The organism is Corynebacterium mendelii, assembly GCF_017307055.1.
Classification (GTDB): Bacteria; Actinomycetota; Actinomycetes; order Mycobacteriales; family Mycobacteriaceae; genus Corynebacterium; species Corynebacterium mendelii.
Genome location: NZ_JAFLEQ010000017.1, coordinates 318,326 through 342,462, shown reverse-complemented (window position 1 = coordinate 342,462; position 24,137 = coordinate 318,326). Strand labels below are relative to the sequence as shown.

Genomic DNA, 24,137 nt, shown 5'->3' with positions numbered 1-24,137 from the left:
TGTGATGCCGGTGATCAGCTGTTTGGTGCCGGGCATGGCTATTTTTTGGGCTTTGACCGCGGCGATGATGCGCTCGATCAGGCTGCTGTGGCGGACAGCGCCGTGTGTCTTGGCGAAGGCTTTAAGGTGTTTGTGTCGCTCAAGTGTCCAGGCTGTGCGGGGGCTGGTAGTCGATTCATTTTTCGGGGGCAGCCGTTGTTTCTGGGGGCGTGTCCTGGCCGGGGCTTGAAGGGCTTGTAAGCGGATGTTTTCAAGCCGCCGGGGTTGTTCTAGGGCAATACCTGCAACCAGTAGGCCACACTGCAAACAGGCGTGTCCGCCACCGGTGGCTAATGTCACGGCGTCTCACAGCACATCCCGCGGCGTTACTGGCGCCGGCCGGCATCATCCCTTTTAGGGACTCATCAGGGACAGCAGTAACAATGAGCCATACTGGGCGCCAGTAACTCAACCCCCCAACAGGAAGGGCCGTTCAGAAAGCCTGAAACCCGCAGGCCCCCGCCCCGGGGCCAACACCCAACGTCATGGGCGGGAGTTGTGGGTGGTTTCCATGGGGTGTGGATGCCTTTGCGGCGATGCGGAAAAAACGACCGCCTGTGCCGGGGTGGGAGTGAAAACACCGGTGTATCGGGTCAGCTCAACGGGTGGATATGGTTTTGTATGTAATACAATTAAGGAATTTTGTTATAGCTTAGTAGCACCGCGGCGCGGGGCCGGTGTGCTCATCGGCGCCCTCATGCGGCCGGCGGCCGGTATAGCGTGGGATCTGCTTCCCGCGCTCTGGGTCAACCACCACCGGATCGAGCCGGCCCGTCGATTCCGGCCGCGGGGATGAGCGTTGTGCTTTTTGAATAATTCTCTGACTTCCGACAAGTAAAGGCGAGTGTGACCCTTCGATGGATACCAAGGCGATAGTTGCCCATTTCACCGGACCCGACGGCCAGCTGGCCATCCCCGAGCAGTTGACGATTCCCGCCATGGCGGAGATGCTGACCTCCATGGCGGTGGCCGCCGGGGCCGGCGACCAGACGGCAGTGACCGGGTGGGATTTTTCCTCCGACCCGGACGGGGTGCGTGACAGCTACACCCGGGTGCAGGCCAACCGGCGGATCAAGGCCATCGGTGCGCGCCTGCAGCAGGTGGCGCAGCCCGGCGACCGGGCCGCCATTTTGATGGGCAACTGCCCGCACTACGTTTTTTCCTTCCTGGGGGCCATGTATGCCGGGCTGATCCCGGTGCCGCTGTATGACCCGAATGAGCCGGGCCATCAGGCGCATCTGTCGGCGGTGGCCGGGGACTGTGAACCGTCGGTGATTTTGACCAACAACCGCTCCGCGGCGGCGGTGCGCCAGCGTTTCGCCGAGGTGCCCGCCGCCCGGCGTCCCCGCATCATCTCTGTCGAATCACTGCCGGACTCCCTGGCCGACAGCTGGCAAAGCCCCGACCAGACCGAGGCGGGCCGGGCCGTGCTGGAAGAGCTTGCCGCAGCCGGTGTCGCCCCGGTCGATTCCCCGGCGTTTTACCAGTACACCTCCGGCTCGACGAGAACCCCGGCGGGCGTGAGGCTGACCCACCGGTCGATCATCACCAATGCCCTGCAGATCTACAAGGCGGTGGAGTTCGTCGATCCCGCCCGCATGGTCATCTGGCTGCCGCTGCACCACGACATGGGTATTGTTCTCTCCGCCGTGTTCACCGTGCTGGGCCATCCGGTCGACATCATGTCCCCGACTGATTTCCTGCAGCGGCCCGGCCGCTGGATATCGCTGCTTGACCGGCGCCACGACAACGACCACGTCTACACCGCCTCGCCGAACTTCGCGCTGGAGCTTACCGCCCGCTACGGCCACCCGGCCGCCGGTGCGCACACCCCGGATCTGTCGGCGGTGGAAGGGCTGTTCATCGGCTCGGAAACCATCACCCCGCAGGCCCTGGACGCTTTCGAGGACACCTTTGTTCCCTTCGGTTTGAACAAGGGGCGGCTCAAGCCCGGCTACGGGCTGGCGGAAGCCACACTGCTTGTCACCGTCACCCAGCACGACGGTGGGGCGGCCATCCACCGGGTTGACCGGTCGGCGCTGGCTGACGGCCGCCTGGAGCCGGTGGGCCAGGACTGCGGGTCGGCGGTAAGTCTCATCTCCTGCGGCTCGGTGGTGGTTCCCCAGCAGCTGGTGATCGTTGACCCGGACACCAGACAGGAACTGCCCGACGGGCGCATCGGCGAGATGTGGGTGCACGGCGACAATGTGGCCGCAGGCTATCTGGACCGGGAAGATGACACCCGCGCCACCTTCCGCAACCGGCTTGCCGGGCGGCTGGATGACAATTCCCGCGCCGCCGGCGCCCCCGATGACGACCGGTGGATGGCCACCGGTGACCTGGCCGGATTCATCGACGGGGAGATCGTGATCACCGGGCGGATGAAGGAACTGATCGTCATTGCCGGGCGCAACCACTACCCGGCCGATATCGAATACACCGCCCAGCAGGCCACCGGCCATATTGCCGCCGGGGTCGTTGCCGCATTCGGCGTGCCGGGCGAGTCCGGTGAACAGCTGGTTGTTGTCGCCGAGCGTGACCCCGACAATGACAGTGCGGGCGATCGGGCGGCCGCCGCCGACATCCGGGCCGCGGTCACCGCCGGCCACGGTGTGGCCCCCGCCCGGGTGCTCATTGTGGATCCGGGGACGATCAAACGCTCCTCGTCGAACAAAATCGCCCGCCGGGTCAACCGTGCCGCCTACCTTGACGGGTACTTCACCGCCCCCTAGCCGGTTGGGCGGGCGGCAGCGGCGCGCCGGGTGGGCGCCCGCTGTAGCCAAGGGTAAGCTCTGTTGGCACACCGCTTGCCTCAGGTGACATTGTCACAGTCCGGGAAAAAATATCCCAACAGGGTTTTATCCCTTGTGCATCACAATTGCTGCTAGCATGGCGGCCATGGCCGCCGCAGCCCGCGGCACCCGGTGCCGCCACCACGGTGCCGGTGTGTGCGGCCTTGATTTCCACTATTTCCGGCGGCTGTCGGCCGCCGGAGCCAACCCCCTGGAGAACCATGAGTCTGACTGAGACCGTAGGACGTTTTTTCGCCCCCGACGGCACTATTGTGCTGCCGGACAATCTCACGCTGCCGGGGGTCTGTGAAGCCATCTACCAGGCGGATAAAGCCGCCGGCGGGGACAACCGTCAGGTGATCCGCTTCTGGGATTATTCGGCCAGCCGTGACGGGCAGGTCATCGACATTGACCGCGGCACGGTCAACCGGCGGATCAAAGCGGTGGCCGCCCGGCTGCAGCAGGTGGCCTCCATCGGGGAGAAAGCGGCCATTTTGATGGGCAACCACCCCGACTACATCTACGCTTTTTTGGGGGCGATGTACGCCGGGATGGTTCCGGTGCCCCTGTATGATCCGACCGAACCCGGGCATGCCGCCCATTTGGCTGCCGTGCTCGATGACTGCAGGCCACAGGTGGTGATGACCAACCAGCTGTCGGCTGCCGCGGTGCGGCGCACCTTCGCCTCGGTTCCGGCCGGCAAACGTCCCCGCATCCTGGCCGTGGATGCCCTGCCGGATTCGCTGGCTGATTCCTGGGTCAATCCGGCCGAGACCGACGCCGGACGGGCCGTGGCGCGCAACCTGGCGGAAGCCGGGAAAAAACCCAAGGACCAGCTGGCGTTTTTGCAGTACACCTCCGGCTCGACCCGGATGCCCGCCGGGGTGCTGCTCACCCACTCGTCGGTGATGACCAACGCCCTGCAAATCTATGTCGCGGCCCAGTTCAAAACCCCGCAGCGCATGGTCTCCTGGCTGCCGATGCACCACGACATGGGTATTGTGCTGGCGATCATGTTCACCATCTTCGGCATGCCGATGGATATTATGCGGCCCCGCGATTTCATCCAGCAGCCGAAGCGTTTCATCCGTCAGCTGGCCCGGCGGGCCGACAACGACTGGGCGTACACGGCCGTACCGAACTTCGCCCTGGGTCTGGCGGTGCGCTACGGGCTGCCCGACGACGGCGAAGAAATCGACCTGTCCAATGTCGACAACCTGATTTTGGGGGCCGAGCCGGTCATGCCGCGCTCCCTGGATGCTTTCGCCGAAGCGTTCGCCCCCTACGGATTCCACCGGCATGCGTTGCGCCCCAGCTTCGGGCAGACTGAAGCGTCGCTGCTGTTGACCACACCGCAAACGGAAAACCGGCCGATTATCGTCGCCGTCGACCGGGAGGCGCTGACCCGGGACGAAATCAAACGTGTCGACGGGGACGGCCCGCTCACCGCCCGCCTGGTCTCCTGCGGCCCGCCGATCCCGGACGAGAAAGTCATTATCGTCGATCCGGTCACCCGCAGGGAACTCGATGACGGACTGGTCGGTGAAATCTGGGGCTGGGGCAACAATGTCGCCGCCGGCTACTACAACCGCCCGGAGGACACGGAAGCGACGTTTTGCAACACCCTGGCGGGGAAACGGGCGCACGATTCCCGGGCGGCCGGTGTCCCCGATGATGCCGCATGGCTGTCGACCGGGGATTTGGGCTGCATTCTCGACGGGGAGCTGTTTTTGACCGGGCGGGTCAAAGAACTGATCGTCATCGCCGGGCGCAACCACTATCCGCTGGATATCGAATGGACCGCCACCCAGGCCACCGATCATCTGCGCCCGGCCTGCATGGCCGCGTTCGCCATTCCCGGCGACGATGTTGAACAGCTGGTTATTCTCGCCGAACGGGAGCCGGAGGCCGATCCTTCCGGTGATGCCGCGGCCATTGACGCGGTGCGTACGGCGGTCACTGAGGGGCACGGGATTTCACCGGCGGAGATTATCGTCTGCGAACCCGACACCATCGCCCGCTCATCGTCGGGCAAAATCGCCCGCCGCCTGGTGCGGCAGACATACCTGGCCGAACACTAGCCGCCCGCTGGGGTCCCGGGCAGTCGGAGATTTTGCCCGCCCGGCGGCCCCGGCTGCATAATGGTTCGGCACGCCCGGCCGGGCTGCGGCTGCACAAGTCACCGGCGCACCGTGCGGCCTGTAATAGGCGGACGGTGGCCAGCGATACAATTTGTATGGCCGCGGTTTCCGGCCATTTCGGCCTGCCCGCACCGCGCGGGCGGCGGTTTGTGTCACAGTGTGTAGAAGTTTTTTGCCCGACTAAGAAGAGAAGTGAACGTTCGAGATGGATGCACGCCCGGAGTCTTCGCCCATGACCGCAGCCAGAATCAGTGACTGGTTGATCGATTGGGTGGCCGCCACCACGGGCACCGAGGCATCCTCGGTCGACCCGGATGCCCCGATGCAGAATCTGGGGCTGTCCTCCCGGGATGTGGTGGTGTTGTCCGGGGAACTGGAAAACCTGCTCGGCATTACTCTCGACGCCACCGTCGCCTACGAACATCCGACCATCAACGCCCTGGCGGGCTTTGTCACCTCCCCGGCAGCCCGGGAGAAAAAACCCGGCTCCCGCCGAAAAGAGACGGCCCCTGTCACCGGTGGCGGCGACCACACCGGCCCCGGGGTGCACGATATCGCGGTTGTCGGCATCTCCGCCCGTTTCCCCGGCGGGGAAGATGTGGATTCCCTGTGGGATTTGCTGGTCGCCGGCCGGTCCGGGGTGGGGGAGCTTCCCATCGGCCGCTGGTCGGAATACATCAATGATGCGGTGATGGCCGGGAAAATGGCCGAAACCAACACCACCGGCGGATACCTGGCCGATATCGGTTCCTTCGACCCCGGTTTTTTCGGCCTGTCCCCGCTGGAGGCGGCCAATATGGATCCGCAGCAGCGCATTGTGCTGGAACTGGCCTGGGAAGCACTCGACCATGCCCGTATCCCGGCCAGTGATCTCAAAGGCACCAACGTCGGTGTGTTCATCGGCTCCACCAACAACGACTACGGCATGCTCATTGCCGCCGACCCCGCCGAAGCCCACCCCTATGCGCTGACCGGTACCGCAAGTTCGGTGATCGCCAACCGGGTCAGCTACTTTTTCGATTTCACCGGACCGAGTATTTCGGTGGATACGGCATGTTCGTCCTCCCTGGTGGCCATCCACCAGGCGGTCCGCGCCCTGCGGTCGGGGGATTGTGACGCCGCCCTGGCCGGCGGGGTGAATATTTTGGCCAGCCCGTTCATCTCCACGGCGTTCGGGGAGCTGGGGGTGATCAGCCCGACGGGTGCGATCCATGCGTTCTCCGACGATGCCGACGGTTTCGTCCGCGGTGACGGGGCCGGGCTGGTGGTGCTCAAACGGGTCGATGACGCCATTGCCGCCGGCGATAATATTCTGGCCGTCATCAAAGGCAGTGCCGTCAACTCCGACGGCCGCTCCAACGGGATCACCGCCCCGAAACCGGAGGCCCAGGTTGATGTGCTGCAGCGCGCCTACCGGGACGCGGGCGTGGATGCCGCCACCGTGGACTATGTGGAAGCACACGGCACCGGCACCCTGCTGGGGGACCCCATTGAGGCCACCGCCCTGGCGGAAGTGCTCGGCAAAGACCGCGACATCGCTTCCCCGCTGCTGTTGGGCAGTGCGAAAACAAACTTCGGCCACACCGAATCAGCCGCCGGTGCGGCTGGCCTGATCAAAGTGGTGCTGGCGATGGTCCACGGGGTGATTCCCCCGTCGCTGAACTACACCAGCCCCAACCGGCACATCGACTTTGATGCCGGGCATCTGGAAGTGGTGGAGGACCCGCGGGAATGGCCCGCCTACTCGGGTGTGCCCACCGCCGGTATCTCCGGGTTCGGTTTCGGCGGAACCAACGCCCACCTGGTGGTTACCGCATTCGACCAGGACACTTACGGCCCGGCCGCCGAACCTGTGCAGGCACAACTGGGCGATGGTGGACCGGTCCTGCTGCCGGTCTCCGGGCACCTGCCCTCCCGGCGCAAAGACACCGCAGGCCAGCTCGCCGGATGGCTGGAAGACAGAGCACAGGCCGGTACCGGTACTGATCTGGTGGCGCTGTCCCGGTCACTGGTGCGCAAAAACCACGGCCGTTCGGCTGCCATCGTTGAGGCCCACACCACCGAAGAAGCCGTCCAGCGGCTGAAATACGTTGCCGACGGCAAACGCGCCCAGGGCATCCACGTGCAGGATGCCCCATCCGCGCAGGGGCCGGTGTTCGTCTACTCCGGTTTCGGCTCCCAGCACCGCACAATGGCCAAAGATCTCATGCACACAAGTGCCCTGTTCGCGGACCGTCTGCGGGAGCTTGACGACATCATCGTCTTTGAATCCGGCTGGTCGCTGATCGACCTGATCGAGGATGATTCGAAAACCTACGACACGGAAACCGCCCAGGTGGCCATCACCGCCATCCAGATCGCCCTGACTGATCTGCTGGCTTCATTCGGTGCGAAGCCTGCAGCCGTGACCGCCATGTCGATGGGGGAGATCGCCGCAGCCTACGCCTGCGGCGGCCTGTCGGCCACTGACGCGATGCGGGTGGCCTGCGCCCGCTCCAGGCTCATGGGGGAGGGCGAGCAGTCCCTGCCCGAGGACCAGCTGGGGGCCATGGCCGTGGTGGAATTCTCCGTCGACGAGCTGGACCATTTCATCGACAACAACCCGGAGTTTTCCGGCATTGAACCGGCCGTCTACGCCGGCCCCGGCATGACCACTGTCGGTGGCCCCCGGGACGCGGTGATCACACTGGTCGAACTGCTGGAAAAAGAAGGCAAATTCTCCCGGCTGCTCAACGTCAAAGGCGCCGGGCACACCTCCGCGGTGGATCCGCTGCTGGGGGAACTGGCCGCGGAAACCTCCGATATCGACGCCCGGCCGATCACCATCCCGCTGTACTCGTCGGTGGATAAAGCCACCGTCTACCAGCCGGGCGAAGTGGTCCACGACAGTGACTACTGGACCCGCTGCACCAGGGGGCGGGTGTGGTTTTTGGATGCGGTGGAAAAAGTGTTCGCCGCAGGCCACGACATGCTGATCGAAATCTGCCCCAACCCGGTGGCGATCCTCGGGATGATGAACACCGCTTTTTCCGTCGGCAAGGGTGATGCGCAGCTGCTGTACACCCTCAAGCGGAAAGAAAACCCGGCGGAAAGCTTGAAAAACCTGCTGGCCAAAATGTGGGTGGCAGGTTACCCGGTGGACTTGCGCGGCATCGACGGTGACGGCGATATCACCGATGCCCCGATCAGCCCGTGGGTCAAACAGCGCTACTGGACCGCCGCCCGGCCTAGTTCCACGACCACCCCGCCGCTTCCGGGAAGAAGAGTCAGCCTGCCGGATGGCTCGGTGGCGTTTTCCACCCTGGCGGAGCTTGCCCCCAGCACCGCGGCGATCCTGGAAAAAGCCGCCGAAGCCGTCAACCCCAAGGCCACGGTCACCGCAGTCGAGGAGCACTCCACCCTGCCGGCCTCCGGAGAGATCACCACCATCGCGAAGAAAACCGTCGGTGGCACCACCATCGCCATGTACCGGGTGATGGGGGAGACCTTCACCCTGATCGCCGAAGCCTTCGCCGGGGTGATCCCGCAGGGGAAAGTGCTCGATCCGGGGCTGGAGAACAAAGGCACCCGCGCCAGCGAGGAAGAAACCGGTCTGCCGGAAGTTGAATCCCGGCTGTGGGAACCCGACTCCGGGGAAACCGTCGAGGAACGGCTGCGGGCGATTGTCAGTGAATCGATGGGCTACGACGTCGAGGATCTTCCCGGAGAACTGCCGCTGATCGATCTGGGCCTGGATTCCCTGATGGGCATGCGGATCAAAAACCGGGTGGAAAACGACTTCCAGATCCCGGCCCTGCAGGTGCAGGCCCTGCGCGACGCCTCGGTAGCCGATGTAGTCCGCATTGTTGAAGGCCTGGTCGCCAAACGCCTGGCAGGCGACGACACCGACGCCACTGACCCCGCAGCTGACAGCCCTGCACACACACCGTCGGATACACCGGCCACCGGTGACGTGGGCGGTGACACCCCGCAGGGGGTTGGTGTTGCCCCGCGGGATGCCTCCGAAAGGCTGGTGTTCGCCACCTGGGCCGCCATCACCGGTAAAGCCCCGGCAGGTATCACCTCGGCCGTGGAGACAATAGATGATGACACCGCCGCCGCGATCGCGACCCGCCTTACCGAGCGCTCCGGGGCAACGATCACGGCCGCCGATGTCCTGGCCGCGAACACCCTCGAGCCGTTGAGTGACATGGTCCGCGACTGCCTGGAAACAGAAGTCGACGGCAATATCCGGGTGCTCAGGGAACGCAAGGATGGTTCCACAAAACCCGCGGTGTTCATGTTCCACCCGGCCGGCGGATCCTCGGTTGTCTACCAGCCGCTCATGCGCCGTTTGCCCGAGGATGTTCCGGTCTACGGTGTCGAACGCCGCGAGGGAACACTGTCTGAGAGGGCCGAAGCCTACATCGACGAAATCCGCCAGTACGCCCACGGGCATGATGTGATCCTCGGCGGCTGGTCGTTCGGCGGGGCGCTGGCCTACGAGGTGGCCCACCAGCTGGTCGGCTCCGATATCAATGTTCCGCTGATCGCCCTGCTGGACACCGTTCAGCCTTCCGAGCCGATTCCGGACACCCCGGAAGAAACCAAGGCCCGGTGGGAGCGGTATGCGGCTTTCGCGAAAAAGACCTACAACCTGGATTTCCCCGTCCCCTACGAGCTGCTGGAATCAGCCGGGGAAGACGCGCTGCTGGATATGATGGGCACGTTCCTGGCCACCACCGATGCCAGCCAGCACGGCCTGTCGGCTGGTGTGCTCGAACACCAGCGGGCCAGTTTCGTCGACAACCGGATCCTCAACCACCTGGACATGACCCGCTGGGCGGATGTCGATATCCCGGTGATCCTGTTCCGTGCCGAACGCATGCACGACGGGGCCATTGAACTGGAACCCAACTACGCCCACATTGACCGGGATGGTGGCTGGGCCACGATCGTCAGGGATCTGTCCATCGTGCAGCTGCACGGCGATCACCTGGCCGTGGTCGACGAGCCGGAGATCGCCACCGTCGGCGCCCACCTGACCAAAGCCATCGACGAACTGGGCTAACTCCTCAGGCGGTGCCGCCAGGCGGTGCTGTCGCGCCCGGTTTTTTCCCGCACAACCCTGCCTTGCTGCCCGCAAACAGCGACGCAGGGTTGTGCCGGTTGTGGTAACCGGCACAGCAGAGCCGCTTGTTTTCCCCACCCAATCTGTGCGGTCTGCCGCAGAAAAGCAGAGGGTTTTTCCGCCATCCGCCCCGGGCGCAGCCGAGGGGCGTGCGATCACCGGCAGCCGTATGACATCCGGTGGTGCACCACAACCGCAGCGAAAAATTGATGGAACAGCCCAAGGGTGCCGTGAACTACCGCTGCGTGGGCGAAACCGGCCGCGCCGGTGACGCGGCCTGCAGGGCTGGTGGCTGTTGTGCGGTTACCGGGGTAATCGCACAACAGCCGTCGTGCCCAAGCTCGGTCACCGTGCCGATGGGGGCCACCAGCACTGGCTCTGAACGACGGGGATGGGAAAAAATCTCCCGCGCAGATCAATAGCGGCTATGCCCGGGAGAAAAAGGGTGCGGCTGCCGGTACCGATTGGTGCCGGTGCTTCTTTTCTTCCGGCTGGATATGCGCTGCCGGTGGCGCCATACCCGGTGCCGGTGTGCCACCTGCTGCGGGAAGAACAACACAAAGCCGGTGACCTATGTGCGCGGCTCCATGTCCGTCGGGGCCACGGTGGGCTGAACTGTCGAGCGGCATCCGGGCCGCCAAATGTTTATCCCGGATGTTGTCCCGGGGCCACGATCGTTGCTGCGGCAGCAGTAGCCGACCAGGTGGTATCTGGCCGGAAAGAGGTCCGCGAGGAATCGGCAGATCTGCGGTTTCACTGCCGACAATTCCATAGATAATATTAACTTTCTGCGGCTCCATTGCGTCGTCGGCGATTTTCCGGAATCGTCCGATTGTCTTATTGCCGTTTGTTTGTGTGCCGTCGCGTCCAAAACGTAACCGGCGGAAAACCACAGTTGTGGGCGCAGCAAGGACACCAAAGGCCAGGCAATGGGACACGTTGTCTTTTTTTATCTTTCCTGCAGAAAGTTGTTGCATGTTTTCTATAGATGTCCCGGCGGCCATGTCACAGCAGCGGTGGAACGCGCTTCGTGTGGTGTGTGCATTCCTCGCGATCGTCGCCGTCGTTGCCGGTGTCATGTCGGTGCCGCGTTCGTGGGCGGTATCACCGGAATCCCCCGGTGCCGCACAAGTGACGGTCAAAGGTGAGCATGATGAAGCAATCACCGTTGGTTTGACTCTTCAGTCAGCAGGTCTTGGCCCGGAACCCGAGAAAGGGGAGCCCTGCTTCATGCAAACCGGCAACGGTTACGCCGAGGACAACTCGGATACATCCACCACGGACGGTCGGGTGTGTGCTGGGGGACCGGTGACATATGTGCTCGCAGTTTCTTCGGAAACCGGCACTGACCCAGTCAGCGTCGATATCACGTTCTTTTGGGACAAGCGTGAGGCCAACAAGTCCATGGCTATTGCTGTCGCGCCTGCGAGTGAGTCTGGAAATGAGGTGCAGAAACTGGATGACAATAAATACCGGGTCACCATTCCCGGCACAAATAAAACGAATTCCCTCACCTTGTCGGCAAAGGTTCCGAAGGCGGGGACACACAATCATGCAGGCCAGTACCCGCTGGTAGGCGAGTACACGCTCGGCGCCAGGGTGCAGCCCGTGGACAGCGAGGGCAACGATCTTCCTCCGGACAACGGCAATGGAACTATCACTACCCGAACAATTAAAGTTCTCCGTTCTCAGCGTTTTGATTTGAGCACCTCGGGTCGTCATGTCGGCGATTTCGATGAAACCATTGATGGTGTGAAATACCGGCGTTTAACTGTCACACCGCAGGTCAACGCTGTTCAGCCCAATACAAAAAAATGGAACCACCAGGCTATTGGTGCCAACCAGTCAACCACGGTGCCCCCGCAAAAAATCCGGTTTACCCTGGATAAAAACAGTTTTCCGGAGAGTTTCCCGGAGGAAGATTTCTCCAAGGTGCTGGTGCAGTTCAACAACGAAGATCCAACCCCAGCCCCCCTTGATAGCGGTAGTCCCTACTTGGAAAGGAAGGGTGAAAGGAGTTTAAGCAGCAACTACTACAACACTCCACAAAATGTGGACTATACCTTCCTGGTCCCGGTGAAAAACCTTCCCAAGCAGCCTGTTGAACTTGCTGGTTTTTTCACTGTTGTTGACGATGAGGGCAACCCAACGAAGATCCGGGGATTTAACGGCCCCTCTGATTTTCCCGAGCTCGCGGACAACGCGCAGCTGGGGGGTAATGTCGTGGATCCGGGAACCGGACAAGACAAAGATTTTTCCACTGCTGATCAGGAAAGCGGTCTGATCAGCGGCACAAAAGAGAACAGGGTATCCGGTAATCAGGGTGGTTACCCCAACAACAACTGGGCCAAATTCGACGTCGATCTCACCGAATGGCAGTGCCCGGAGGGGGAAAACTGCGAGTACAGCAAAGAAGACGCCAATAGTAATTCCGTTATCCACGACGGCGACAAGACTTATCCCAGGGGTCAGGCGGCCGTGCGATTGCGGGCATACCCGCAAGATCTGCGGGATAATCCCCGGTTCTGTGTCGCGTGGAAACCCGGACACCAGCTGTTGTCGGGGGATGCCAAAATTCATTTGGGTGACTCTCCCAGCGGTGCTACCACGGTGTTGACCAGTGTTTTTCCCGGTGTCCGGATTTTTGCCACAAACCGGGACCTCTTAGGGGACGGCAACCGCCCAGATTGCTCCAATGAGAAAGGGGAGTTCGTTGCAATTTGGGATAGCGCGAACAACCTGGACAGGACCGGAAAAAACGGCATGGCTGATGTGTTCGGCCCCGGTACCGGATACGGGGACACCAGCGGCTTTCTGATCGAATTTCCCGGTGCTCTGGCGGATGTGGGATCACCTGTGACGTTGTCTTACTCAACCATGTATTACGATGCCACAACCATCGGTCCGGATCAGCCCACCACCAGCAACGGCAACTATTTCCTTACCACCAACTACTTCACCATGTCACAGGGCGGCGGTGAATTCGGTGACGTCAAACAGGCGCACATCGCCCAAGCCGTGAAACCGACAATCCACAACCAGGACAACAACACCAGTCCACGACCGGGCACAGTGTTGAAAACCACAGGGGCCGGTCGTCAACGGTACAACGTTGTCCAATCGTCTTTGATGAAAATCAACGGTTCCATCGCCCGGGCCATGAATACCAATCGGGTTGAAGACGGCCGCACTATTGCCAACCGCTTCAATTCCCGTTTGTACCTGTCGACCTGTTTACGGGTTGATGAAACTGAACTTCCGGCCGGTTATGTCTACCACCGGCCCGATGTGCTGGAAAATGACTACGATAAGTGCTCCTTGTCCAAGGAACACTACATTGAACGCACCTGGCTTTTGGGTGACAGGGAAAACACCACCGGTGATCCGTTGAATGATCCGGTGTTCCCGCGCAATTACTCTGAGAAGCACCCGGGGCAGGTCAACGGTGAGTTTTGGTTGAGGGACAGTGCGCCGGCGAAATTCGCTGCGCCGGTCTACACCCCGGAGTGGGCGTTGCCGACCCAGCGCTTCGACATGCTCGCCGACAACTTTGTCGACGGTGCAAGCCATATCAAAGATCCCACCGCAACCAAGGATGACGACCGGTACTATCCCAGAAATTACATCGACCCCCAGACCTACTATCCGGGAGCCGGGGCTTCGTGGCCGCTGTCGATCGAGGTTCCCTCGCTTTCTTTGTTGAGTGCGCAGAAAATCGCCTATCAAGACCAGATTCCCAAAAATCATGAATTCACCCATGTGGCCCAGATCATCAACACGACGGAGGGTGTTTACCCGAATTTTGAATTCATTGATGTTTTCCCCTACAGCGGCGACGGAAAACGCGGATCGGTTATTCACGGGGACTACTGGCTGACCGCGGTGCCATCGGCATCGAGCCCCGGACAGCCCCCCTTCGAGGTGTACTACACCACCGACAAACCATCGACGGTGTCTCAATGTCCCCCCGGGGCCCAAACCGAGGACGAGCGTGAATCCTGCCGCACCAACCAAAACAGTCGGGGAAAAATCGACAACGCTCCCAGTGACACGAACTGGCAGCTGCTCACCCCGGAAATTGTGCAGAATTACGCCGGAGTGAACAAGAGCAAGCGCATTACTGCGGTGTACATCAAGGGTACTGGTCTCAATGGCAACACCGGTGTGCAGGTGCAGTTCCCGTTTGCAACGTTCGGCAACCACAACGATGACACGTACGTCAATTCGATTGGTCCGGTCATCCTGCCCATTGCGGGCACCACTGCGGCCAGCCCGATTCCCGCTCCCGCCGCTGCTCGCACCAAAGTCATCGCCAACACGATTTCCGGTACCGTCTACGACGATGCCAATAGCAGCGCGGACAAAAACGACGGGGAAAACGGCTACCCGGGTGTGGAAGTTCAGCTGCTCGGCTACGACGAGGAAAGCGACAGCTACAGCGTTGCCCACACCGTCCACACCAACAGTTCGGGGCAGTACAGTTTCGAAAACCTGCTGGGCGGGAAGTTCAAAGTCAGAATCGCCAACCCCGACACCTCCCGGGTGGAAATCACCGAATCCGGTCGTTTCGTCACAAACCGGGGGACCGGTGAATCAGCCCCGATTGAGCTGCCGACAGCACAACGCAAAGTTGTTGAGAATCTCGACTTCGGTCTGTTCACCCCGGTCCCGAAGATCGCCGTCACCAAGACAGTCAATGGGAAAAAGGACGCCACCATTGCCACCGGCGCGCCGGGCGTGTTTGTGATAGTGGGCCGCAACACCGGTAATACCCCGTTGGCTGACGTATCGTTGGTCGACACTTGGGTGGACGGCAAAAAGCCGCTGGAATTGACCTGTGAGATCACCAACGGTGAAGGTAATCCCTATGAGGGCGAGGAAGTGGCCGCCAAAGGCAACGTGCTCGAGGGGACGGGTGTGTTGGCTGTGGGTGATTCCTTTACCTGCAAAGGCAGCTACAACGTCACCCAGGATGATGTTGATTCCCCTAGCCTGGAGACTCTGCCCAATAAAGCTGCTGCCACCGGCACCTACACCGGCCAGATCGGTACACGCACCGTTTCGGACGAAGCCACGGCCACCATCACTCCTTATCGGAGCGGCAGCATCGAGTTGAACAAAAACGTCGTCGGGAAAAAACCCATCTATGTTGCCGATGACGAAGTCAACTACACCTTCACTGTGACCAACACCGGGACAGTCACGCTTGACAACGTGGTGATCTCTGATCCGATGCTGGGCGAGAATAACCCCGTGACCTGCGATCAGACCACTCTTGCCCCTGAAGCATTCACGACATGTCACGCGGGGCCCTATGTGGTCACGGCTCAGGCGCAGCCGGTTGCCGAGGTGACCAACACCGCTGAGGTCAGCGCTGACCGCAGTGATGGGCGTGGCCACGTCAGTGATGATGCATCGGCGACCATTACCGTTGGTCAACCTGGTTTGGCGATCACCAAAACCTCGGATGCGGATGGACAGAAAAAGAGAAAGGGGGACAAGATCACCTGGACCATCACTGTCACCAACTCCGGTACCACCCCGGTGGAAGGTGTGACCGTCACCGATAAACACCTGGCCGACAAGGGTGTGGCACTGGACTGCGATCCATCTGGTTTAACCAGCCCTAGCGGGGTTACCCTGCAGCCCGGTTCCTACACGTGCACGGGGACGGAAACTGTCACCCAACAACAGCTGGACAGCGAAAAAAATATTGTCAATACAGCCAACGCAAAAGGCCGCTACGGTGAGTGGGCAGGAACCGCGACCGCTTCTGCCGAAGTGAAAGTCAGTGATAAAGCCGGCATCGCGGTCGAAAAAACCGTGCTCAACAAACAAGACGAGTACACCGTCGGTGAGCAACTGTTCTACCGTTTCGTTGTTGCCAACACCGGCGATGTGACGCTGAAAAAGATCTCACTGGATGACCGCATGCTCGCCACAGCGGGTGTTGCCATCACATGTGAGCAGCAGGATAAGCTGAAGTCGTTGGCCCCGGGCGAGTCGGTGACCTGTTTTTCCGGGGGATACACCATCACCAAAAAACAGGCCAGGTTGAAGCCCGGTGTGTTGGCCAACCATGTCGATGTGTCTTCGGTGACCCCGTCGAACAACACTCCTGTGACCGGAAGCGCTGAGGCGAGCGTGTCCACAGGTGTTCCGCATCTGAAGGTCAGCAAGAAAGCCCGGCGGGGACAAGAAATCACCGCCGCCGGTCAAACCGCGCTTTTTGATATCACTGTCACAAACAATGGTGGTGTTGACCTGGACAATGTGGTCATCACCGATCCGGTAGTCACCGACCATGGTGGTTCGCTGACCTGTCAGCGGGGAACTGTCACGGTCAATCCTGCCCGTGCCGGAGCATTGGCGAAAAACAAGCAGATCACCTGCGTGGCTTCCTATAAGGTGACCCAGGACGACATCGATGCGTTGGCGGCCCTGGATTCCACGGTCATTGATCGTGCATTCCGCAAGAACACACTGCCCAATACCGTCACCGTCGGTGCCACCTTCCATGGCACGCCCATCAAGGATGTCTCTGACAAGGCCAAGGTTCATGTGAAGGTGCCGGCATCGGTGGACATCATCAAACGGGTGCCGAAGCACAAGTCCATGTATGTGGCCGGCAATAAAGTCACCTACGCCTTTACGGTGCGCAACAACGGCAAGATCACGCTGACAGATGTCGCTGTCACCGACCCGATGGTGGGGAAGGTCACCTGCGAAAAAACCATCCTCGCACCGGGAGAGGTCACTGCCTGCCACGCCGATCCCGTCACCCTCACACAGGAGATGATCGCCAACGCAACCGAGGTGAACCGGCGGAAAGTTGTGCCCAACACTGCCGGGGTGACCGCCAGGGCCGGTGCGGCATCGGTTACAGACAGCGCGTCCAAAGACATCAATGTCGGCACCCCGGATCTGTCTGTGGCCATAACCGCCGACAAACCGGATACTCCCCGCGTCGCCGGTGACACGATTACCTGGACGATCAAGGTGACCAACACCGGTAACACCAAGGTCAACAATGTCCGTCTCTCCGATGAGATGGTCGGCGTGGGCACTGTGCTCACCTGCCCGGAGAAACTGCTGAACGGCACCCAGTCCATGACACCCGGGCAGACGATGACGTGTATCGTCACCACCACCGTGACCCAAGCGGATGTCGATGCCGACACTTCCATCGACAATACTGCCACGGTCACCGGTGGTTTCGGTGGCAAGAAACTGGCTGCCGATGCCCCGCAGCGGACCTCCACGGCTACTGTTGCGCTCCGCAGGGACACACGCGTGGCGATTGTCAAAACAATCGACGGAAAGGATCCTGCTGTCTACGAAAAGGGCGATACCGCCCACTTCAAGTTCCGGGTCACCAACACCGGCACCGTCACCCTCAACGATGTTGAGGTCATCGATGACCTGGAGGATGTGACGCTGAGCGGGTGCGGACCGAAATCCGTGGCCCCGGGTGACTCTTTCACCTGCTTCGGAACCTACGTCGTTAAAGAAGAAGATGCCCGGGGCGAGGGTAAAATCACCAACACCGCCCGGGCTGCCGGCATACCCGCCAACGACAGTGAGACGATCACCAGTGACGATTCCTCGGTGGATATGGTTGCAGGCACCCCGTCGTTGACGCTGGAGAAAACAGCCTTCCCAGCCGGTCCGCTCAATGCGCAAGACACCACCAGGTTCACCTTTACGGTGCGCAACACCGGAACCACAGTTGTCAAAAAGGTGCGGTTGAAAGACCCGTGGCTGAGAACCAGAACTGGCAGCGGTACCGAAGCAGGCGCAATTGAATGCCCGGAGGAATATGCGGGTTTGCTCAACGACGGCGGGGCCGAATTGCAGCCGGGTGATGAGGTGGTATGCCATGCGGATGTGACTGTTGGCCAAGACGATATTGACCATGGGGCCGACTTCGTCAATGAAGCCATCCTTTCGGGAAGCTTCAACGACCGGCAACTGGATCCGGTGAAATCCGAGGCAACCGTCACCATTAATGCTGACGCAAAAATCAGTTTCGCCAAAAGCGTGCTCAATGAGCAGACGCTGTATGCGCCCGGACAGACGGTTGACTACCAGCTGCAGCTGACAAACACCGGCACCCAAACACTCACAAACGTTACGGTTGCCGATGCCATGGCCAAAGGTCTGCACGGCAATGGCAGCGGCAGCTTGTCGTGCACGCACAACGACGAGAAAGAGAAAAAGGAAATTTCTTTCCCCCTGTCCAGCTTCCCTCCCGGTGACAGCTACACCTGCACCTATTCCATAGAGATTTCCGTGCAGCAAGGCCAGCGGGGCAGTATCGTCAACAAGGCTTCCGTCACCGCTGAAAAACCCGGTGATACGCCAGGCTCGCCGTCGATTAGCTCCACTTCCTCCACCACGGTCACGACCGGCGTACCCGATGTATCGGTTGAGAAAACCGTGTCCCCGGTAAAGGCGAAGCGGGGGGAGGCTCTCACCTGGAAAATCAAGGTGACAAACACCGGTACCACTCCGCTTACCTCCGTGTTGTTGGGTGATGAAGCCAGTGGTGCCCACAACACCGCTCCCCTCGATTGCGACCAATCGGCGTTTATCAGCACCGGCGATCCCGACTCCACGACCGCTGATCGATCTATTCGTGTGCTGCCCATTGGTGGAGTGATTACCTGCACCATGGTCTCGACAGTCACGCAAGCTGACCTGGATTCGGGCAAACCTGTAACCAACAATGCTTCCGTGATCGGCTCTTTCGGCACCGCCAAAACCAAAGAGAAAACAAGTACGGCCACGGTGGAGCTCGACAGGTCGGTGTCCGTGTCGCTGAACAAGGAGGTTGTCTCCGCCACCACGGCTGAGAACAACTCACTTGCCGAAGGCGAGTATGTTTTGGCCGGTGACACCGTCAACTACCGTTTCACGGTCACCAACACCGGCACGGTCAGTGTCACAGACATCAGCATCAACGATGACATGTCCTTCGGGACTGGGCCTGTGTGCAGTGAAAACTGTGATGGCCTGCTTGCTCCCGGAGCGAAGCGGGTCTTTACTGCCTCCCACACCGTCACCGAAGACGAAGCTGCGGCACCCGGTGGGTTTTTGGATAATACCGCCACGGCCCAAGCCACCCCGCCGTGGTCTGAGGAACCGGTATTTTCGGAGCAAAGTTCCGCGACTGTTGCTGTCGGGGTGCCGGCCATTGCCGTCGACAAAACAGTCGAAGGCCCCGGCACTGCTGGTGTCGGCGATGCCCTGAACTACACCATCACGGTGAAAAACACGGGCAATACTCCGTTAAAGGAGGTGACACTGTCCGACCCGATGTTCGCCGAGGGCGAGCTGACCTGTGACAATGACGCGATTGTGGGGGCGGGTGCCGCCTTCGGGGACGACGGTGGAGCCGATGCCATCACCTGCACCGGAACCCACGTGGTGACCCAGGAGGAAGTTGACTCGGGCAAGCCGATCGACAACACCGCCACCGCCACCGGGTCCTACCGCGGGAACAAGGTGGAAGATTCCTCCACCACCAGTTCGCCGGTCTCCACCAAGGCGGCCGTGGAGGTGGAAAAAACTGTCGCCAACCTGCAGCCTTTCTATCTGGTGGGCGATACTGTCCCCTACCGGGTACAGGTCACCAACACCGGTGAGGTGTCCCTGAAGGATTTCAGCCTTTTCGATTCGACGAACTCCGGCCGCGCCGTGACTCTTCGATGCCCGAAGCAGTCCCTCGGCTCCGGGGAGAGCATGGTGTGCCTCCCGCAGCCGGAGTTCACGGTGACCCAGGGTGATGCTGATTTCCTCGCCACCAGCACAGATGGCGGCCTGGTTGCCGAATTCGGCAGGTCACTGATCAACTCGGTGACGGTCAATGCTTCCCCGGTGACGGTCAATGCTTCCCCGGTGACCGGTGGTGTGGTGACAGGCGGCGACACAACCCCCATCACCGTGGGCACCCCGGGGTTGAGCATCTCGAAGAAAGCCCTGGACGGGGAGACAGCGAACAAAGCAGGGGACACGATCACGTGGCTGATTGAGGTCACCAACACCGGCTCCACCCCGGTGACGGGTGTGACCATCGCCGATCCCGAATTTGGCGCCACCCCGGAGGATGTGCGGGCTGCCGTCGACGAGGGGCGGATCACCTGCGGTGACAGCAACGCGGTGATCACCGGTGCCGGAATCACCGTGCCGGTCGGAGGCAGCATGACCTGCAGGCTGACCAGCACTGTCGACCAGGACATGGTCGATCGCCAACAGAAGATCATCAATACCGCGGCCGTGACCGGAACCTCCGGGACAAAAACACTCACCCCGCCGAGCGCATCGGCGGAAGTGCCGGTCAGTACCAGAGCCTCCCTGGTGTTGACCAAGAGTGTCGTGGACAACGATTCTTCCCGTATTTTCCGTCCCGGTGACACCGTCACCTACCGGTTCATTCTCCGCAACACCGGTGATGTCACCCTCACCAATCCCACCATCAACGATGAGATGGTGGCCGGTAGCACGTCATTGGATGCATGCAATGCGCCCTCCACTCTGGCTCCCGGTGGAGTGAGGACCTGTGATGTCGCATATGTGCTCACGGACAGGGATGTTCCTGCTGACGGTGGAACCTTGACCAACACTGCCGCAGCTGTGGCCACCGCGCCGACGGCACCGGAAGAAGGCAGCGACATTCCCGGTAGCCGGGAGATCAACTCCGGGGTGGACAGTGCCACCATCCCGGTGGGCCGTCCCGGACTGGCAGTGGACAAAACCGCCCGGATCATCGGCAAACAACCCGGTGACCGGCTGCAGGCAGGTAACACCGTCGCCTACACCTTCGTGGTGACAAACACCGGTTCCGTTCCGCTCAACCACGTCACACTGTCCGATCCGCTGCTCACAGACCGTCGCATCATCCCGACCTGTGATGACGTTGACGCAGCTGAAGTGTTTGGCCCCGGGGCCGAAGGCATTGATCTGAACCAAAACCAGGTGGTGCGCTGCCAGGCGCAGGTGGTGGCCACCCAAGCTGACATCGACGCCGGCGTCGACTTCGTCAACGAGGTCACCGTCCACGGCAACTCCTACGACACCCCGCTCGATCCGGCAACCAACCCGTCGATGACCTCGTCGACGGTGACGCCGGTCAGTGACCTCGCGGCGCTGAATCTTAAAAAAACCGTGGTTGATTTGAAGGACCTGTACGTCTCCGGGGAACAGTTCGGCTACCGTTTCACGCTCCGCAACACCGGTGACGTTTCCCTGCACGGCATCACCATCGACGACCCGTCGTTGGGTGACGCAGCCGACAACATCACCTGTTCGCTGCCCGTCGACCCGACTGCCCCGGCCCCCGGGGCGGGCACACCGGCCGCTGACACCGCTGAAGGCACCGGTGACACTGAACCGGCCCGGGTGGCACCACAGCAGCTGGTACTCGCCCCCGGCGACACGGCCGTGTGTTTGTCCCCGCAGGTCACCGTCACCGACGGGCAGGCTGCGGCCGGCCGGGTGGTCAACACCGCCCGCGCCGAAGGCACCCCGCCGGTCCGGGCGGACGCAACCACACCGGATCCGGTGGTCTCCAACGAGTCGACGGCTTCGGTGACCACGGGTGTGCCGTCGGTGACCATCACCAAAACCGCCGACACCGGTGACAGTGACAAACCCGGCCTCGGCGAAAAAATACGCTACAGCGTTCGGGTGCACAATGACGGAACCACCCCGCTGCACCGGCTGCGGGTGACCGACAGCATGTTCGGCGGCGACAATCCGTTGGACTGCGGCACCGTGGTCGGCGGTGCCCTCACCGACGAGGGCATGACACTGCCGGTCGACGGACAGTTCACCTGTACCGGCACCCACACCGTCACCCAGGACGATCTGGACCGGTCGGTCAGTCTGGTCAACACCGCCAGCGTGTCCGGATCCATCGGCGACAAAACCGCCACCGGGTCGTCAACGGTGGCCACCCCGATCAACGGCATCGAGTCACTTGAACTGGACAAGTTCCTGGTCTCTGAAGCACGCCACTACACCGAGGGTGAAACCATCACCTACGGGTTCAGGGTGCGCAACACCGGCAGCCGGACCCTGTTTGACATTGGTGTCACCGACCCGTTGACCGGTGCGGTCACCTGCCCGGAACAACCGTTGAAGCCCGGCCAGACCGTCGAGTGCAGCGCTGCGGAGCTGACCGTCACCCCTGAGCAGGCTTCCCGCGGGCAGCTGACCAACACCGCCACCGCCACCGGCGCCACCCTCAGCGGGGAGGAAGCCACCGGCACTTCTTCGGTGGAAACAGCCACCGGCTATCCGGGACTGTTCATCGGTAAAACCGCCGACACCGAAGGACCGGTGAACGCCGGCGATGTCATCGGTTGGACGATCACCGTGCGCAACAACGGAACCACCCCGTTGTCGAACGTGGTGGTCACCGACGCTGCGGCGGGGCTGGAGAATCTGTCGTGCTCGGATCAGGCGGCACTCAGCGGGACCGGTGCCGACCTGGTGACCGGCGGCACCATCACCTGCCGTGGCACCACCACCGTGACCCAGGAGCATCTGGACAAGCAAACCGCGATCGTCAACACCGCCTCGGCGGTGGGGCGTTTCAACGACATTGCGTTGAAGCAACTGACAGCCTCCGCGACGGTGCCCGTGGCCGCCCGTGCGGGTATCACCGTCACCAAGACAGTCGACGGCCACACAAACGGTCATGTTTACCGGGCAGGCGATGAGATCGTCTACCGTTTCACGGTCACCAACACCGGCACCGTGACCCTCGACGGGCTGACCGTCAACGATGGGCAGCTGGCCGAGTTGGGTACGACGGTTGACTGCCCGGACACCAGACTGGCCCCCGGCGGGTCGGTGGAATGTTTCTCCGGGCCGGTGACGGTGACCGCGCAGCAGGCCCGCTCCGGTGAAGTGATCAACACCGCCTCGGTGTCGGCCCTGACCCCGGCGGACCGCACCCCGGTGGTGTCCGATCCGTCAACCTCGACGGTCCCGGCGGCCGAGGGTGCCCTGGCGATCGACAAGGACGCCGACCGGGCCGCCGGGCTGGCAGCCGGTGACAGCGTGGTGTTCAGCCTGCGGGTGTCGAACACCTCACCGGTGGCCGTCGACCATGTGGTGGTTGCTGATCCGCTGATCACCGACGCCGGCGGCAGCATTGAATGCCCGGTGCTTCCGGGCCTGGTGACTGCCGACGGTGCCACGCTCGCCGCCGGCACCACGGTCGGTTGTGTGGCCCGCTACACCATCACCGACGCCGACCAGCAGGGACAGCCCGATCTGACGAATACGGCCACCGCCACCGGTTCGATCGACGGTGTCCCCGTCGGGCCGGTGACCGCGGACAAAACCGTCACCTTTGACCAGCGCCCGAGCATTTCGCTGACCAAGACGGTCGCGGATCCGGCCAAGGTGTATACCGAGGGCGACAAGGTGGTGTTCATCTACACGGTGACCAACAACGGCACCACCCCGCTGACCGGCATCTCCGTTGCCGACCCGTCGGTGGCGTCGGTCACCTGCGAAAAAACCGATCTGGCTGTCGGTGAAACCATGCAGTGCCGCTCTGCCGGGTACACGGTGACCGCCCGGGATGCCGCCCGCGGCAGCTTCGGCGGGCCGGCAACCAGCTACGGTTCCATCCCCGGCAGCATGCTGCCCGCAGTCACCGACCGCACCGTCGACAACCAGTCGACCCTGTCGTTGAAAGCGAAACAGCACCCCGTTCCCGCCCGGGAAGAGAACACCACCACCTCGTCGGCCGGTTGGCTCATCCCGCTGATCCCGGCGGCGGTGATCGGCGGAATTGCCCGGTTGCTGGCTCCCACGGAACCCGCCCCGCAGGCCCCGCCGACCACGGCACCTGAATCACCGCACGACCACGCCCCCGGGGACACGCCGCGCCTGCTGGCCGTCACCGGCGCCAACGTGCTGGTGGTTGTGCCGCTCAGCCTGCTGCTGATCGGTGCAGGTCTGGTGCTGCTGTTTGCCACCGGGCGCAAACGCCACCGCAACCGGTAGCCGGAAACACCGTCAGGCCCGGGTCGGGCC

Annotated in this window: 5 protein-coding genes; 4 read left to right on the top strand and 1 reads right to left on the bottom strand. The window is 61.9% G+C overall.

Annotation, left to right across the window (positions count from 1 at the left end; genetic code table 11):
• The first annotated feature begins 896 nt into the window (after positions 1-896).
• From JZY06_RS11635 to pks13, 3 genes are all read left to right on the top strand, one after another.
• Entirely contained in the window at positions 897-2,771 is a 1,875-nt protein-coding gene (locus JZY06_RS11635) for a FadD32-like long-chain-fatty-acid--AMP ligase (protein WP_207279719.1), read from the top strand.
• Between the two features lie 281 nt (positions 2,772-3,052).
• Positions 3,053-4,912 carry a FadD32-like long-chain-fatty-acid--AMP ligase gene (locus JZY06_RS11630; protein WP_207279718.1) on the top strand — a complete coding sequence of 620 codons (1,860 nt, stop codon included), beginning with the start codon at positions 3,053-3,055 and terminating at the stop codon, positions 4,910-4,912.
• A gap of 265 nt (positions 4,913-5,177) precedes the next feature.
• Positions 5,178-10,022, top strand: a complete 4,845-nt coding sequence (gene pks13 / locus JZY06_RS11625; RefSeq protein ID WP_207279717.1) for a polyketide synthase Pks13 — start codon at positions 5,178-5,180, stop codon at positions 10,020-10,022.
• Positions 10,023-10,507: 485 nt separating this feature from the next.
• Here pks13 and JZY06_RS11620 read toward each other — a convergent pair whose 3' ends face one another.
• Positions 10,508-11,059: a hypothetical protein gene (locus JZY06_RS11620; protein WP_207279716.1), complete on the bottom strand. Its 552-nt coding sequence runs from the start codon at positions 11,057-11,059 to the stop codon at positions 10,508-10,510.
• Here JZY06_RS11620 and JZY06_RS11615 point away from each other — a divergent pair.
• Positions 11,058-24,107 (top strand): DUF7507 domain-containing protein, encoded by a 13,050-nt coding sequence (locus tag JZY06_RS11615; protein WP_207279715.1) that lies wholly within the window; start codon positions 11,058-11,060, stop codon positions 24,105-24,107. The two genes, JZY06_RS11620 and JZY06_RS11615, sit on opposite strands and share 2 nt — an antisense overlap.
• Positions 24,108-24,137 lie beyond the last annotated feature (30 nt).